This is a genomic window from Streptomyces sp. NPDC088817 (assembly GCF_044750345.1).
In the GTDB taxonomy this organism is placed as follows: Bacteria; Actinomycetota; Actinomycetes; order Streptomycetales; family Streptomycetaceae; genus Streptomyces.
Map to the genome: position 1 here is coordinate 394,794 of NZ_JBIVJN010000002.1, position 13,975 is coordinate 408,768.

Annotated in this window: 16 protein-coding genes and 1 pseudogene; 13 read left to right on the top strand and 4 right to left on the bottom strand. The window is 72.3% G+C overall.

Annotation, left to right across the window (positions count from 1 at the left end; all coding sequences use genetic code 11):
- Positions 1-86: 86 nt before the first annotated feature.
- Positions 87-809, bottom strand: coding sequence for a copper homeostasis protein CutC (locus tag ACIP4X_RS05460; RefSeq protein ID WP_391454268.1), 723 nt, complete (start codon positions 807-809; stop codon positions 87-89).
- A 486-nt stretch (positions 810-1,295) separates the two neighbouring features.
- On the opposite strand from ACIP4X_RS05460, the gene ACIP4X_RS05465 reads away from it, so the two are divergent.
- The 6 genes from ACIP4X_RS05465 to ACIP4X_RS05490 all read left to right on the top strand — a co-directional run bounded on the left by ACIP4X_RS05465 (position 1,296) and on the right by ACIP4X_RS05490 (position 6,934).
- Positions 1,296-1,796: a hypothetical protein gene (locus ACIP4X_RS05465; RefSeq protein ID WP_358730881.1), complete on the top strand. Its 501-nt coding sequence runs from the start codon at positions 1,296-1,298 to the stop codon at positions 1,794-1,796.
- Positions 1,774-2,757 carry a hypothetical protein gene (locus tag ACIP4X_RS05470; protein ID WP_358730880.1) on the top strand — a complete coding sequence of 328 codons (984 nt, stop codon included), beginning with the start codon at positions 1,774-1,776 and terminating at the stop codon, positions 2,755-2,757. Before ACIP4X_RS05465 ends, ACIP4X_RS05470 begins: the two co-directional genes overlap by 23 nt.
- Complete coding sequence (locus tag ACIP4X_RS05475) at positions 2,750-4,177, top strand: peptidoglycan-binding protein (protein ID WP_401346770.1); 1,428 nt, start codon at positions 2,750-2,752, stop codon at positions 4,175-4,177. The genes ACIP4X_RS05470 and ACIP4X_RS05475 overlap by 8 nt, the downstream gene beginning before the upstream one ends.
- Positions 4,174-4,869: an ABC transporter ATP-binding protein gene (locus ACIP4X_RS05480; protein ID WP_358730876.1), complete on the top strand. Its 696-nt coding sequence runs from the start codon at positions 4,174-4,176 to the stop codon at positions 4,867-4,869. The genes ACIP4X_RS05475 and ACIP4X_RS05480 overlap by 4 nt, the downstream gene beginning before the upstream one ends.
- A gap of 83 nt (positions 4,870-4,952) precedes the next feature.
- On the top strand, positions 4,953-6,131 hold the full coding sequence (locus ACIP4X_RS05485) for an ABC transporter permease (protein WP_401346900.1): 1,179 nt from the start codon (positions 4,953-4,955) through the stop codon (positions 6,129-6,131).
- A 140-nt stretch (positions 6,132-6,271) separates the two neighbouring features.
- Positions 6,272-6,934 carry a hypothetical protein gene (locus ACIP4X_RS05490; protein WP_391454274.1) on the top strand — a complete coding sequence of 221 codons (663 nt, stop codon included), beginning with the start codon at positions 6,272-6,274 and terminating at the stop codon, positions 6,932-6,934.
- Positions 6,935-7,000: 66 nt separating this feature from the next.
- Here the strand turns inward: ACIP4X_RS05490 and ACIP4X_RS05495 are convergent.
- Positions 7,001-7,204, bottom strand: a pseudogene (locus tag ACIP4X_RS05495) (aldehyde dehydrogenase family protein); the annotation flags it as partial.
- Positions 7,205-7,295: 91 nt separating this feature from the next.
- On the opposite strand from ACIP4X_RS05495, the gene ACIP4X_RS05500 reads away from it, so the two are divergent.
- Complete coding sequence (locus ACIP4X_RS05500) at positions 7,296-8,363, top strand: GNAT family N-acetyltransferase (RefSeq protein ID WP_401346773.1); 1,068 nt, start codon at positions 7,296-7,298, stop codon at positions 8,361-8,363.
- On the opposite strand, the gene ACIP4X_RS05505 is transcribed toward ACIP4X_RS05500, so the two are convergent.
- Positions 8,345-8,623 carry a DUF4031 domain-containing protein gene (locus ACIP4X_RS05505; RefSeq protein WP_401346775.1) on the bottom strand — a complete coding sequence of 93 codons (279 nt, stop codon included), beginning with the start codon at positions 8,621-8,623 and terminating at the stop codon, positions 8,345-8,347. The two genes, ACIP4X_RS05500 and ACIP4X_RS05505, sit on opposite strands and share 19 nt — an antisense overlap.
- A 25-nt stretch (positions 8,624-8,648) precedes the next feature.
- Positions 8,649-9,032: a hypothetical protein gene (locus tag ACIP4X_RS05510; protein ID WP_391454278.1), complete on the bottom strand. Its 384-nt coding sequence runs from the start codon at positions 9,030-9,032 to the stop codon at positions 8,649-8,651.
- A 141-nt stretch (positions 9,033-9,173) separates the two neighbouring features.
- On the opposite strand from ACIP4X_RS05510, the gene ACIP4X_RS05515 reads away from it, so the two are divergent.
- The 6 genes from ACIP4X_RS05515 (at position 9,174) to murQ (ending at position 13,900) form a co-directional block, all read left to right on the top strand.
- Positions 9,174-9,800, top strand: coding sequence for a DUF3887 domain-containing protein (locus ACIP4X_RS05515; RefSeq protein ID WP_358730868.1), 627 nt, complete (start codon positions 9,174-9,176; stop codon positions 9,798-9,800).
- 67 nt (positions 9,801-9,867) lie between these two features.
- Positions 9,868-10,086 (top strand): PLD nuclease N-terminal domain-containing protein, encoded by a 219-nt coding sequence (locus ACIP4X_RS05520; protein ID WP_100569020.1) that lies wholly within the window; start codon positions 9,868-9,870, stop codon positions 10,084-10,086.
- Positions 10,083-11,078 carry an ABC transporter ATP-binding protein gene (locus ACIP4X_RS05525; RefSeq protein ID WP_358730867.1) on the top strand — a complete coding sequence of 332 codons (996 nt, stop codon included), beginning with the start codon at positions 10,083-10,085 and terminating at the stop codon, positions 11,076-11,078. Before ACIP4X_RS05520 ends, ACIP4X_RS05525 begins: the two co-directional genes overlap by 4 nt.
- Positions 11,075-11,842 (top strand): hypothetical protein, encoded by a 768-nt coding sequence (locus ACIP4X_RS05530; protein ID WP_358730865.1) that lies wholly within the window; start codon positions 11,075-11,077, stop codon positions 11,840-11,842. Before ACIP4X_RS05525 ends, ACIP4X_RS05530 begins: the two co-directional genes overlap by 4 nt.
- Positions 11,843-11,914: 72 nt before the next feature.
- Complete coding sequence (locus ACIP4X_RS05535; protein WP_362345769.1) at positions 11,915-12,859, top strand: MurR/RpiR family transcriptional regulator; 945 nt, start codon at positions 11,915-11,917, stop codon at positions 12,857-12,859.
- 105 nt (positions 12,860-12,964) lie between these two features.
- Positions 12,965-13,900: an N-acetylmuramic acid 6-phosphate etherase gene (murQ, locus tag ACIP4X_RS05540; protein WP_401346780.1), complete on the top strand. Its 936-nt coding sequence runs from the start codon at positions 12,965-12,967 to the stop codon at positions 13,898-13,900.
- Positions 13,901-13,975 lie beyond the last annotated feature (75 nt).

The window sequence follows — 13,975 nt, forward strand, 5'->3', positions numbered from 1 at the left end:
ATCGTGCCTGGCCGGAATGGGCCAGGCGTACGAATTACCCGGACTCGGCCCCGGACCCACTCCCACCCCGGCCAGGCACCCGCCTCTCAGCCCGCGGGCTGAGAGACCGCCACCCCGTCCAGCACCGCGCGCCACTCCGCGACCGCCTCGACGGAGACCGGTCCGCCCCAACCGCCGGGGCGGGCCGCACCGCCGATGTGGAAGGCGCCGATCCCGGCGGCGAGCAGCGCGGGCACATGGTCGAGGCGCAGGCCGCCGCCGACCATGATCTGCGGCTGGTAGCCGGGTTCCCCGCCGCGCGCGGCCTCCGCGATCAGCGTGGGCAGCCCCTCGTCCACGCCCGCGGCGGCGCCCGCCGTCAGATACGTGTCGAGCCCGGGCAGCCCGTCCAGCCGCTTGCGCAGCACGTCCCGGTCGGCGGCGCGGTCGATCGCCCGGTGGAAGGTCCACGGACAGCCGTCCAGCGCGGCGACCACCCGCTCGACGGCCTCCAGGTCCACCCCGCTCTCCTCGTCCAGGAACCCCAGCACGAACTCCTCGGCGCCGGCCGCCCGCATCTCGCCCGCGACCCCCGCCAGCCGGTCCAGTCCTCCGGCACCCCCCGCGCCGAACCCGTCCGCGAGCCGCAGCATCACGCGCAGCGGAATGTCCACGGCGGCGCGGATCCCGGCGACGGTACGGACCGGCGGGGTGAGCCCGTCGGACGCCATGTCGGTGACCAGCTCGAGGCGGTCCGCGCCTCCGGCCTGAGCGGCGACCGCGTCCCCGGCATCGAGCGCGATCACCTCCAGGACTGCCCGCATGCTCATAGGGCTCCTTTCTCTCTCCTCGGCTTCCCCTGAAGGAACAGGTCTAGTCCAATATCAGGGTACGCCGACCGGGAGACCCACGGCCGGGAACCGGTCACCGGAGATTTCCGGCCTCCCCCACTCCCCGCCCCGGCGAGGCCATAAGCGCTCCCGAGACAGAGCGCAAGTGACAAATCTCGCCACCACTGCCCGAGAAGCACTGGACACGTATCCCGCCCTCTCCACAGAGCGACTCCCCAGCAACAGGCCCACCTTGATCGCCCATGACGAAACCTCTCCGCTTCGACCACTGGAGACAGTTCTCGCCATACACCGGCGGAACCCTTGCATGACGTGTCCATGATCCGCGTACAGTGTCCGGGCACTCGGCGGCTGGACTAGACCTTTTCGGTCGGTCTCTCGCCGATTCGCAACGGGGGAAGGTTTGCGCGGCGGTCGCCGTGCCGTACTGCCCCCTGCCTGCACACGTCGACACGAGGGGGCTCAATGAATCTCAGAAGGCTCGGTACCGCCGCTGCCGCCATGGCGGCATTCGGCTCGGCTGCCCTGTACGGCGCCGGCCCGGCAGCCGCGGACACCACGAAGTACGTGAGCGACAACTGCGACTTCATGAACTGCTCCGAGGGTGACCTGTACGTCAACTACCACTCGGTGGCCAGCTCCGGCAACGGGAACCCCTCGGGCAGCTTCGCGGCCTTCTACGGGAACATCCCGGACTACGCGGGTGCCTACGTCTCGTACAACGGCGCCACCGTCACCCACTACATCTACGTGTTCGCCTCAGGTCAGGGTGACGGGTCCGGCCAGCTGGTGAAGAACAACGGGGCGTCGGCCAACAACTGTTCGACAGTGGACGGGTACCGCGTCTACTACAACTCCGGCTATGCCGGCCACTCCCAGTCGATCCCTCACTACTACGGCTGTGCTTCCAGCACGAACTTCGACGCCACCCTGAAGAACAACAATGCGTCATCCCACTTCGCGTAGCTCCACGCGGACGCACCGGCTCGCGGCCCTGGCCGCGGCCGGTGCGGCGGCCGCCCTCCTGTCCTCCTGCTCGTCCGCGTCCTCCCCTTCCGGCGACACGAGCGCCTCGACGGCCGGCACCACGTCCGCGGCCGCCGGCATCGACACGTCGAAGTGGCCGAAGGCGGTCGCGGACTCCGGTCTGGTCAAGGGTCTGACGCTTCCGTTGCAGCAGTACATGCAGACCTACCAGGACTCGGTGGTGATCGAGCGTGCCGGCCGGAGCCTGGAGACGGAGTGCATGGCGCGCTACGGCTTCACGGTCACGTTTCCGCCGGCGGGTGTGAATCCTCCGCCGAACGCGGACGACTCGAACATGCCGCGCCGGTACGGAATCAGTGACCCCGCGGCCGCCGCCAAGTACGGGTACGGGCTCCCACCGGACACCGCGGAGCACCCACAGCCCCCGAAGCTCTCTTCCGCCGCGGTCACCGTGCTGACCGGGCGCAAGGGCCTGAACCCGACGGCCGAGAAGGCTCCGTCCACCTACCGGGGCCAGAAGGTCCCCGAGGGCGGCTGCCAGCAGGAGGCCTTCGACAAGCTCGGTGCGCGCATCGACTTCACCCCCGTCTCCCACCTCGATCACGACAGTCTGGTCAAATCGCAGGAACACCCGCGTGTGCAGAAGGCCCTCAAGGCGTGGTCCGCCTGTATGAAGACCGAGGGTTACACGGTGGCCGATCCGTACGCCGCGTTCGATCTCGTACCCCGGAACGAGAGCGGGGCGGTGTCTCCGAAGGAGATCGCTCTCGCGACAGCGGACATCGGGTGCAAGAGCCGGACGGACCTGATCGGTGTCTGGTACGGCGTCGAGGCGGGGATTCAGAAGCAGCAGGTGGAGCAGAACCAACTCTCCCTGCAGCAGCTGAGGGAGAGGAACGCCAAGGCGGTCAAGGCTGCGGAGGCGGCGCTCCGTGGCTGATGCCTCACCCACCGCACCGGAAGCAGACGGCGAGGCGTCCGGCAGCACCACGGGGATGATCCGGCGCCGTCGTGTTCTCGGCGCGGCGATGGTCACGGCCATGGTCGTGTCGGGGCTGGGTCTTGGAGCATCCCAGGTCATCAAGTCGCCGGCCCAGGCCGCCGCCGATACGGCGGCGCCGCCGCCCAGTGTGATGACCGCTGCCGTGGAGCTGCGTGTCCTGCGGGATTCGGTGATCGTGCGCGGAACGGTGACCGCCTCGCAGAGTGTGACGGTCACCCCCTCCGGTTCCGGCCGTGAGGGGTCGGGTTCTCCGGTGGTCACCAAGATCAACGTGAAGACGGGCGACACGTTCCGGTCGGGGCGGGCGCTGATGGAGGTCTCCGGCCGTCCCGTGATCGCGTTGAAGGGAACGCTGCCGGTGTACCGGGATCTGAAGCCGGGCGCGGAGGGCGAGGACGTCGCGCAGCTTCAGCAGGCCCTGAAGGACACGGGCCACTCCACGAACGGTGACCGCGAGGGTTTCTTCGGGGCCGGCACCAAGTCCGCCCTGACCAGCCTGTACCGGAGCATCGGCTACGACCCGCTGCCCGCCGACCCGGGCAGTGACGATTCGGTGGACAGCGCCCAGGACGCCGTGACCGAGGCCCGTCGCCACTTCCAGGACGTCTCCGCCAGTCGGCCTTCCGCCGTTCCCGGCGAGGACGGCAGAACCGGCGACCGGTCACTGGAGATCAGCCGCGCCCGCGAGGACCTGGAGCGGGCCGAGAAGAAACTCGCCGAGGCCAGGGCCGTGAGCGGTCCGATGCTGCCCGCGTCCGAGGTGGTGTACCTGAAGGGCTATCCGGCCCGTGTGGACGATGTCGGCGTGACGGTCGGCAGCCAGGTCACGGGAAGCGCGATGACCGTCTCGGCGGGCCGGCTCGTCGTGACGGGGTCCCTCTCCCGCCAGCAGCACAGTCTCGTGCGTCCCGGCCAGCGGGTCCACGTCCTGTCGGAGCTCGACGGCACGACGGCTGAGGCCACGGTCCGGACCGTCGCGGACACCGTCACGCGTCCACAGGCGGGCCAGGACCGTCAGGGCGAGCCCCCCGGTCCGGACGGCGGTGCCTCCCAGGGCTACGCCATGACGGTGGTGCCGGACAAGGCGCTGCCCGCGTCGCTGGCCGGGCAGGACGTCCGGCTGACCATCGAGGCGGCCTCCACCAAGGACAAGGTCCTCGTGGTGCCGGTGACCGCGATATCCGCGGGTGTCGACGGCAGTACCGCGGTGACGGTCGCCGGACCCGGCGGTGTGCGGCGACGGGTCCCGGTGACGACCGGGGCGTCCGGTGACGGATACGTGGAGGTCCGCCCCGTGGCGGGAATGCGTCTGGCCGCCGGTGACAGGGTCGTCACCGGCACACAGGAGGCCCCATGACGCCGCCGGTGATCGAGATGCGCCGGACGGCGCTCACCTACCCAGGGCCGCCTCCGGTCACGGCGCTCCGACCGTGCGACCTGGCGGTCCAGCAGGGAGAGTTCGTCACGGTGGTCGGCCCGTCCGGGTCCGGGAAGTCGACGTTCTTGAACATCGTCGGCCTGCTGGACTTCCCGACCGAGGGCACCTACCTGCTCGACGGGATCGACACCGGCCGCCTGAAGGACGGTGCCCGCTCGGCGTTGCGTGGCCGGCGTATCGGATTCGTGTTCCAGGCCTTCCACCTCCTGCCCCACCGCACCGCGTTGGAGAACGTGCAGCTGGCTCTCGTCTACCAGCGCGTCCCTCGCAAGGAGCGGGCGGCCAGGGCGCGGGAGACCCTGGCCGGTGTCGGCCTCGGTCACCGGGTCGACGCCCTGCCCACCAGGCTGTCCGGGGGCGAGCGACAGCGCGTGGCAATCGCCCGCGCTCTGGCCGGACGCCCCTCGCTCCTGCTGTGCGACGAGCCGACCGGCAACCTCGACACCAGCACGGCGGCCCAGGTCCTCGACCTCCTGGAGGAGCTGAACGCGCGCGGGGTGACCCTTGTCGTCATCACCCATGATCCCGCCGTGGCCGCCCGCGGCACGAGGACCCTGCGCATACGTGACGGCGTACTGACCGAGTCCGTCGGCCGGGCGGTGCTGTCGTGATACGCAGAACCTTCCGCAACCTGCGGTCCCGCTCCGGCCGGGACGGACAGCGGGTGGAACGGTCGCGGTTCCACTGGCGCGACATGGTCTCCGAGTCGACCGCGGGGGTGCTCCAGCGTCCGGCACGCGCCACGCTGACCGCCCTGGGGACCGTGCTCGGTGTCGGGTCCTTCGTCGCCGTACTCGGCCTGACGGCCACGACGGCCTCACAGATCGACAGCCGGTTCAGCCGGCTCGCCGCGACCGAGGTCACCGTGCACGACGTCGCCCGCGAGCACACCGACTTCGTGCCGCTCGCGTTCCCGGACGACGCCGACCAGAGGGTCGAGCACCTCAACGGTGTCCAGCACGCCGGCGTGCTGTGGCCGGTGCAACTGGGCAAGGGACAGGAGGTGCGCTCGGCACCCGTGGCGAGCACCGGCGCGGGCAGCCAGATCCAAGTGGTGGCCGCGTCCTCCGGGGCGGTGCAGGCAGCGGATCCGGTGGTGCGGCAGGGGCTGCTGTTCAACCGCTGGCACGACCGCACGCGGCAGAAGGTCGCCCTGCTCGGTGTCGGCATGGCCAAACGGCTCGGGATCAGCACCCTGGAGACCCAGCCCGCGGTCTTCATCGGCGACGAGGCGTTCACCGTGATCGGTATCGTCGGCGACGTCCATCGCAGAGCGGACCTGCTGCTGACGGTGATCGTTCCGCGCAGTACCGCCCAAGACCTGTGGGGCCCACCCAAGGACGGGGCGGACATGCTCATCTCCACCCGCGTCGGCGCCGCCCAGCAGGTCGCCCGCGAGGCTCCCGTGGCCCTGCGCCCCGATCATCCCGAATACCTCCAGGCCGTACCGCCCCCCGACCCCAGGAGCCTGCGCAGCGGTGTGAACCAGGACCTCAGCCAGCTGTTTCTCCTGCTCGCCGCCGTCTGCCTGTTCATCGGCGCGGTCGGCATCGCCAACACCACCCTGGTGGCCGTCATGGAACGCACGGGTGAGATCGGACTGAGGCGTGCCCTCGGCGCACAGGGCCGGCACATCCTCACCCAGTTCCTCATGGAGTCGGGAATGCTCGGTGCCCTCGGCGGCCTGACCGGGACCTCTCTCGGGGTTCTCGCGGTCGTCGGGGTCTCGACCGCCCGGGACTGGACCCCGGTCGTCCAACCGGCCACGGTTCTCGCCGCCCCGGTGATCGGGGTGGCCACCGGGCTGCTCGCCGGGCTCTATCCGGCCTGGCGCGCCGCGCGCGTCCAACCGGTGGAAGCCCTCCGCCGCTGACATCCGCCGTCCTCACACGGGGAACCGCGCCGCCAAGGCCTGGGGCCACGCTTTATCGACGTGGGGGACGTCCGGTCTTGACGGTGCGGGCCGCGTTCGGTCCGCTCACCCGGCCGTCCGGTGAGGGTGACAATGAGCGCATGGCCGATCTCGACGCGCTGCGCCTCCGCTGGACCCGTGCCCTGGAGGGTGCCCGGGGTTCCGGTGGCGGCCCCGACCCCGTGCCGTACGCCGACAACCTGCTCGCGCGCTGGCGGGAGCCGCAGCGACACTATCACACGGTCACGCACCTCGCCGCCGTCCTCGACCGCGTCGACGTACTGGAGCGGTACGCCGATGATCCGGACGCGGTCCGGCTGGCGGCCTGGTTCCACGACGCCGTCTATCTGCCCGAGCGGTCCGCGAACGAGGAACGGTCCGCGCGGCTCGCCGAGCGCGCGCTGCCCGAGGCCGGGGTCGGCGACGCGACGACCGCCGAGGTCGCCCGGCTGGTCCGGCTCACCGTCACCCACGACCCGGCCGACGACGACCGCGACGGACAGGTGCTGTGCGACGCCGACCTGGCGATCCTCGCCGCGTCCCCGTCGGCGTACGCCGCCTACGCGGCCGGGGTCCGCGAGGAGTACCACTTCGTCCCGAACGACGCCTTCCGTGAGGGCCGTGCCACGGTCCTGCGGCAACTCCTCGCCCTGCCCCGGCTGTTCCGCACCCCGTACGGGGCGGAGCACTGGGAGGCGACCGCCCGCTACAACGTCACCTCCGAGCTGGACATGCTGTCGTCCGGAGACCGTCCGGCGTCGTAGGCGCGGCTGTCCGCCGCCCGTCGCAGTACCAACGGTCACCCACGATCCCAGGCCCCCGCCGCCGGCCACCACGTTCACCACACCGGCCGGCAGGAGGTCCCGCCACACCTCGCCCAGCCGCAGGTTCGCCAGCGGGGTGAACGCCGACGGCTTGAGCACCACCGTGTTGCCCGCCGGCAGCGCCGGACCGATCTTGAACGACGCCTGACCGACGGGGTAGTTCCACGGCGTGATCGCCGCCACCACCCCCAGCGGCAGGCGCCGGGTCACCCCCCTCTACCGCTCACGGACAGCGCACGTCGCCTCCGAGCTGGAAAAATGCTGTCGCCCCGACAGCCCCGCCGCGCCTACCCTGCGCCGTATGCGTACTTGGGGCGGAGAACAGGTGGAGCAGGCCGTCGCGGGCGCCGTGGCGCTGCTGAGGACGGCGGCGGACCAGGACTGGGACGGAGCGACGGCCGGGCGGCTGGAGTGGAGCTGCCGGCGGACGGCCGAGCACATCGCGAGCGATCTCCTCGCGTACGCCGGGCAGTTGGCCGGGCGGGCGCGGAGCGCGTACGTCCCCTTCGGGATCACCTTCGACGAGGGCACCGGAAACGCGGACGTCCTGGACGTGATCGAGACGACCGGCGTCCTGCTCACCGCCGCCGTCCGCACCACCCCGCGCGAGGTCAGGGCCTTCCACCCGTATCCCTTCCGCAGCGCGAACCGCGAGGGCTTCGCCGCGATGGGTGTCGCCGAGGTGCTGCTGCACACGCACGACATCGCGACCGGCCTCGACCTGGCCTACGAGCCGCCCGCCGAGCTGTGCGAGGACGTGCTGGCCCGGCTCTTCCCGCACGTCCAGCCGGGCTCCGCGCCCTGGCCGACGCTGCTGTGGGCCACCGGCCGCGGCGACCTCCCCGGCCGGCCGCCGGTCACCGAGTGGCGCTGGAGCAACCCGCCGGCCGTCCCCGCCGGCCGGCTCATCCTGGAGGGTGTCGCCCCCGCTGCCGCCCGCGATCTGAGCGCAGGCGGTGACGGCGGGTTCACCTGGGCCGAGGGCGGTCCGTACGAGGGCACGCGGGACGCCGCCGGGATGACCGTGAAGGCGTACGAGGCCGGGGTGCACCGGCCCGAGTGGGGGATGTTCGTGCTGGTGCGGCAGGAGGACGGCCGCGCGGTCGGCGGGATGGGCTTCCACGGTGTGCCCGACGAGGAGGGGCGCGCGGAGGTCGGTTACGACCTCGCCGTGTCCGCCCGCGGCCACGGCTACGCGACCGAGGCGCTGCGCGCGCTGTCGGCCTGGGCGCTGACCCGCGACGACGTACGGACGCTGATCGCGACGGTGGACCGGCACAACGTTCCCTCCCAACGCGTCCTCACCCGCGCCGGTTTCGTCGCCGTACGGGAGGACGAGGAGGAGATCTCCTACGAAATCCGGCCCTGAGCACGGCGCTTGGGACGGCGCAGCCCGGCGGCGTACAGCAGCCGCACCACCTCGCGGCTGCTGACCTCGACCGCGCCGGCCGTCACCGCGTCGGCGTACCGGTGGGAGGGCAGGTCGTAGTGGTCCCGCTCGAAGGCCCGGCGGGACACTCCCAACCCCTCGGCGAACGTATGCAGTTCGTCGTAGGAGACATCGCTGACCAGGTGGGACCACATACGGCCGTGGCCCGGCCAGGACGGCGGGTCGATGTAGAGGGTCACGGCGCGGCCGCCCGGCGCGGCGGTGTCACGACGTCGTGCTCCGGCCGGTCGCCTCCGCCAGGGCGCCCACCGCCGCCACCTTCACGCCCGCCTTGGCGCACACCCAGTGCGGGTCGGGCCCGAGTTCCGGCTCGACGTCCAGCGCGTGCGGGTCGCCGTAGCCGCACACCGGGCACAGCGGCCAGCGGCCGTACCTCTCCAGGAGCGCGTCCTGGACGTCCTGCGCGACCAGACCCGCGACGTATTGCGCGCCTTCCGGCCACTGCTCCACCCACCAGCGACGCTGGACGACGGAGTCCTCCACGAGCGACACCACGTCGGCGTCGGCGACCTCGCCGGCGACCAGGTCGGCGAGCACCAGGGCGCGGGCGGCGTGCAGGGCCTGCTCCAGGGGGCTGAGGGGTTCCATGTCCCCCATTGTCACCCGGACGTCACGGACCGCACACCGGTGACCGATCACGCACCGGCGGCGGGTCGCTCACCGGAGGGAGCCGCCATCGACGTAAAGGAATCCTTGACACACACGGAGCCGTAAAGGCACCCTTTACACGTGACCGATTCCCTCCCCCTCACTTCCCTGAGCGCGCGGCTCGCCGGGCACGCCTCGGCCCTGGCCTCGGCGGCGGGCAGCCCGCTGGCCGCACCGGACTACCTCGAACTGGTCCGGCGCGCCCAGGAGGTCGACGCCCTGGCCGAACAGGTGCTGAAGCTCTGCGTGCAGCAGAGCCGGGACGCCGGCCACACCTGGCAGGAGGTCGGGGACCTGCTCGGAGTCACCCGCCAGGCCGCCTTCCAGCGGTTCGGCAAGCCCATCGACCCCCGAACGGGAGAACCCATGGACAAGACAGTGCGCATGACCGACGCCGCGGAGCGCGCCCTCGACATCGTCACGGCCGTCCTCGAAGGCCGGATGGACGACGCCCGGCCGTCCTTCAACGCCGAGGTCCTGGCGGCCTTCACCGACGAGGTGCGGGGCAACGCCCTGGCCACCGTGGCCGGCCTGGTCGGCGCGTTCGAGGGCTTCGGCGACGGCGAGCCGTTCGTCCGGCGCATCGGCGACCACACCGTGGTCGACATCCCGCTGCGCTACGAGACCGGTGAGATGAAGGCCCGGGTCGCGTTCGACATGGACGAGAAGGTCGGCGGAATGCACATCCTCCCGCCCGAGACGCCGTGACAACCGGGGCGCCCTGCCTCTCCTCCTCTTCTCCGCGCAGCCAGACCGCCCACAGAAAGACCGTCCCGTGCTTGCCTCCACCCTCCATGCCTCGGACATCCCCTGGGCCGCGATCGCTCCCCTGCTGGTCGCCGAACTCGCCCTCCTCGTCTACTGCCTCGTCGACGTCGCGCGGCACCGGAACACGCGTCACCTGCCCCGCTGGGCCTGGGTGCTGATCTGCCTGTGCGTGAACCCCCTGGGCCCGATCGCCTACCTGGTGGCGGGGCGGAGCGAGAACCGATGAGCGGGTCGGCCGTGGCCATCGCGGGCCTGGTGCGCGACTACGGGAACGGCGCCGGGCTGCACGGAGTGGACCTGGAGGTGCCGCGCGGCGGTGTCTACGGCCTGGTGGGCCCGAACGGCGCGGGCAAGACCACGCTGCTGTCCATCGTGGCCGGTCTGCGCCGCCGCGACGCGGGCGAGGTCCGGTTGTCGATCGACGCGGGACGGATCGGGGTCTGCCCCGACACCCCCGAGTTCGAACCCTGGCTCACCGCGGCGGAGGTGGTGCGCCAGTCCCGCGGTCTGGCCGCGCGCGACCGGCGCCGTCACCACGGCGGTACGCGGCACGACCACGGCCCGGACGCCCCCGACCCGGTCGCGGCCGTCCTCGCCGAGGTCGGCCTGACCGAGGCGGCCGACCGGCGCACGGGCGGCTTCTCACGCGGGATGAAGCAACGGCTGGGCCTCGCGGTGGCGCTGGCGCTCGACCCCGAGCTGCTGATCCTCGACGAGCCGTCCAGCGCGCTCGACCCGTCCGGGCGGGCGGAGGTCCTGTCCCTGGTCGCCGGGCTCGGCCGGACCCGCACCGTGATCTTCTCCAGCCATGTCCTGGCGGACGTCCAGCGGGTCGCCGACACGGTGGGCGTGCTCGACCGGGGCAGGCTCCTGTTCCAGGGGCCGGTACGCGAGCTGATCGACCGGTTCCTCCAGCCGGCCTGGGAGGTGCGGCTGCGCGGGGGCGGCGAACGGCGGCTGGCCGAACTGCTGCGGCAGCAGGACTGGGTCACCTCGGTGGCGGTGAACTCCGACGGATCCGTGCGCGTCGAAGCGGCGAGCACGGAGGTCGGTGAGCGCCGGCTGCCGAAGGCGATCGCCGAGGCGGACGCCGCTCTGATCAGCCTGCACCCGGTCGACGCCGACCTGGAGGCCGCGTTCCTGGCCCTCACCGGCGGACAACGAGGACGGGACGTGGAGCAGGACCAACGAGACGCGGATCGGACGGGTGCGGCGTGAACGAGCTTTCGCTGTGGCGGGTGGAGTGGCTCCGGCTGCTGCGCACCAGGAGACTGATCGCGCTGCTTGGCGTCTTCGTGCTCTTCGGGTTCGCGGGACCGCTGCTCGCCCGGTACTCCGGCGAGTTGCTGAACCACGCCGGGGGCTCGGCCCAGCGGGTGAAGATCGTCTTCCCGCCCCCGGTCCCGGCGGACGGCGTGGTCCAGTACGCGAGCAACGCGTTCGGGATCGGCCTCATCGTGACCGTCGTCGTGGCGGCGTACGCGTGCTCGATCGACGCCGGGTCCGCGCTGTCGGTCTTCTACCGCACCCGCACCCGGCGCTTCGGCGATCTGCTGGTGCCGAGGTTCGCGGTCAGCGCCGTCGCGGCCGTGGGCGCCTATCTGGCCGGGCTGCTCGCCGCCTGGTACGAGACGGCCGTCCTGCTGGGGAACCCCGGTACGGCGGCCATGGCGAGGACGGCGCTCGTGGGTTCGGTGTACCTGGTGTTCGCCGTGGCGGTCACGGCGCTGGCCGCGACACTGGCGCGCAGCACTCTCGGCACCGTCGGGTACGCGCTGCTCGTGCTGTTCACGCTCCCGCTGCTCGGCGCGGTGCCGCACGTGTCGCGCTGGCTCCCGACCGAGCTGACGCGGGTGCCGGACGCGTTCCTGCGGCACACGGCGACCGACGAGGCGCAACGGGCCCTGGCCGTCGCCGTGGTGCTGGCGCTCGGCTGCGTGGCGGCGGCGATCCTGCGGGGCGCGCGCAAGGAGGTGCGTTGACGTCCTCGCCCGGCCCCCGGGGCCTGCGCGCGGCCTTGACCACGCGACCGTGAGGAAAATACCTTTCATCATGTGACCCAGGACGTGAAGGAAATTTTCGCAGGCGTGGGCGCCCCGGGCCTCACGCCCCCCGCACCCGCCGCCCTCGCGGCCAAGGTACGCACGCTCGCGCCCTCGATGACCCGCTCCATGCAGCGGGTCGCCGAGGCCGTCGCCGGCGATCCGGCCGGCTGCGCGGCCCTCACGGTCACCGGCCTCGCCGAACTCACCGGCACCAGCGAGGCGACCGTCGTCCGCACCGCCCGCCTGCTGGGCTATCCGGGTTACCGGGACCTGCGCCTGGCCCTCGCGGGCCTGGCCGCCCAGCAGCAGTCGGGGCGCGCGCCCGCCATCACGACCGACATCGCGGTGGACGACCCCATCGCCGACGTCGTCGCCAAGCTCGCCTACGACGAGCAGCAGACCCTGGCCGACACCGCCGCCGGTCTCGACACCATCCAGCTCGGCGCGGCCGTCACCGCGCTGGCCGCCGCCCGCCGCACCGACGTCTACGGCATCGGCGCCTCCGGACTGGTCGCCCAGGACCTCACCCAGAAGCTGCTGCGCATAGGACTGGTCGCGCACGCGCACAGCGACCCGCACCTCGCCGTCACCAACGCGGTGCAACTGCGCGCGGGGGACGTGGCGATCGCCATCACCCACTCGGGTTCGACCGGGGACGTGATCGAACCGCTGCGGGTGGCCTTCGAGCGCGGCGCGACCACCGTCGCCATCACCGGCCGGCCCACCGCGCCCGTCACTCAGTACGCCGACCACGTCCTGACCACCTCCACGGCCCGCGAGAGCGAGCTGCGCCCGGCGGCGATGTCCTCCCGGACCAGCCAACTGCTCGTGGTGGACTGCCTGTTCGTCGGGGTGGCACAGCGGACGTACGAAACGGCGGCGCCCGCGCTCGCCGCGTCCTACGAGGCGCTCGCCCACCGGCACAGCCCGCGGGGCGGGACCCACCGCTCGTAGCGCCTACCGCGTCCGCACCGCTCGCACCGCTCGCAGCCGAGAACCGACCCCGCCCGGATCCGCACGGTCAGCCGTACCGCATCGCACGAGAGAGCCGCCCCCCTCATGACCTCCACGCCCCACTACCGCGAGCTGCGCTCCGAGTTGGAGTCGCTGACGACCGAGGCGTTCCGCCCCGAGCTGGCGGAGATCGACCGGCTGCCGACGCTGGAGATCGCCCGGCTGATGAACGCCGAGGACTCCACCGTGCCCGCGGCCGTGGCCGAGCGGCTGCCGCAGATCGCCGCCGCGATCGACGCGGTGGCCGAGCGGATGGCGCGCGGCGGCCGGCTGGTCTACGCCGGTGCGGGCACCGCCGGACGGCTGGGGGTCCTGGACGCCTCGGAGTGCCCGCCGACCTTCAACACCCGCCCCTCCCAGGTCGTCGGGGTGATCGCGGGCGGCCCGCGGGCCATGGTGACCTCGGTCGAGGGCGCGGAGGATTCCAGGGAGCTGGCGGCGGAAGCGCTCGACGCCCTCGGTCTCACGCCGGACGACACGGTGGTGGGCGTCTCCGCCTCCGGCCGCACCCCCTACGCCATCGGCGCGGTGGAGCACGCCCGCGCCCTGGGCGCCCTGACCGTCGGCCTGTCCAGCAACGCGGACAGCGCGCTGGCGGCCGCCGCCGAGCACGGCATCGAGGTCGTCGTCGGCCCCGAGCTGCTGACCGGCTCCACCCGTCTGAAGGCCGGCACGGCGCAGAAGCTGGTCCTCAACATGCTCTCGACGATCACGATGATCCGCCTGGGCAAGACCTACGGAAACCTGATGGTCGACGTACGGGCCTCCAACGACAAGCTCCGCGCCCGCTCCCGGCGGATCGTCGCCCTGGCCACGGGCGCGCCGGACGACGAGATCGAACGGGCCCTCGCGGCCGCGGACGGCGAGGTGAAGACCGCCATCCTCATCATCGTCGCCGACCTCGACGGCCCCACGGCGACCCGCCTCCTGGAGCGGTCCGACGGCCATCTGCGCGCGGCACTGGAGCGGGCGGGAGGCTGAGCCCGGCGGGCCTGTGACCGGCGGCGGGAGCGAACGGGCGGACCGGGGGCTCCCGCACCGGGCGCGGCGGCCTAC

Excerpts from the sequence above, each read along its gene's own strand:
- ACIP4X_RS05525 (WP_358730867.1), top strand. The coding sequence starts at position 10,083 with ATGAGCGGGTCGGCCGTGGCCATCGCGGGCCTGGTGCGCGACTACGGG.
- ACIP4X_RS05480 (WP_358730876.1), top strand. The coding sequence starts at position 4,174 with ATGACGCCGCCGGTGATCGAGATGCGCCGGACGGCGCTCACCTACCCA.
- murQ (WP_401346780.1), top strand. The coding sequence starts at position 12,965 with ATGACCTCCACGCCCCACTACCGCGAGCTGCGCTCCGAGTTGGAGTCG.
- ACIP4X_RS05485 (WP_401346900.1), top strand. The coding sequence starts at position 4,953 with ATGGTCTCCGAGTCGACCGCGGGGGTGCTCCAGCGTCCGGCACGCGCC.
- ACIP4X_RS05460 (WP_391454268.1), bottom strand. The coding sequence starts at position 809 with ATGAGCATGCGGGCAGTCCTGGAGGTGATCGCGCTCGATGCCGGGGAC.
- ACIP4X_RS05465 (WP_358730881.1), top strand. The coding sequence starts at position 1,296 with ATGAATCTCAGAAGGCTCGGTACCGCCGCTGCCGCCATGGCGGCATTC.
- ACIP4X_RS05500 (WP_401346773.1), top strand. The coding sequence starts at position 7,296 with ATGCGTACTTGGGGCGGAGAACAGGTGGAGCAGGCCGTCGCGGGCGCC.
- ACIP4X_RS05510 (WP_391454278.1), bottom strand. The coding sequence starts at position 9,032 with ATGGAACCCCTCAGCCCCCTGGAGCAGGCCCTGCACGCCGCCCGCGCC.
- ACIP4X_RS05490 (WP_391454274.1), top strand. The coding sequence starts at position 6,272 with ATGGCCGATCTCGACGCGCTGCGCCTCCGCTGGACCCGTGCCCTGGAG.
- ACIP4X_RS05470 (WP_358730880.1), top strand. The coding sequence starts at position 1,774 with ATGCGTCATCCCACTTCGCGTAGCTCCACGCGGACGCACCGGCTCGCG.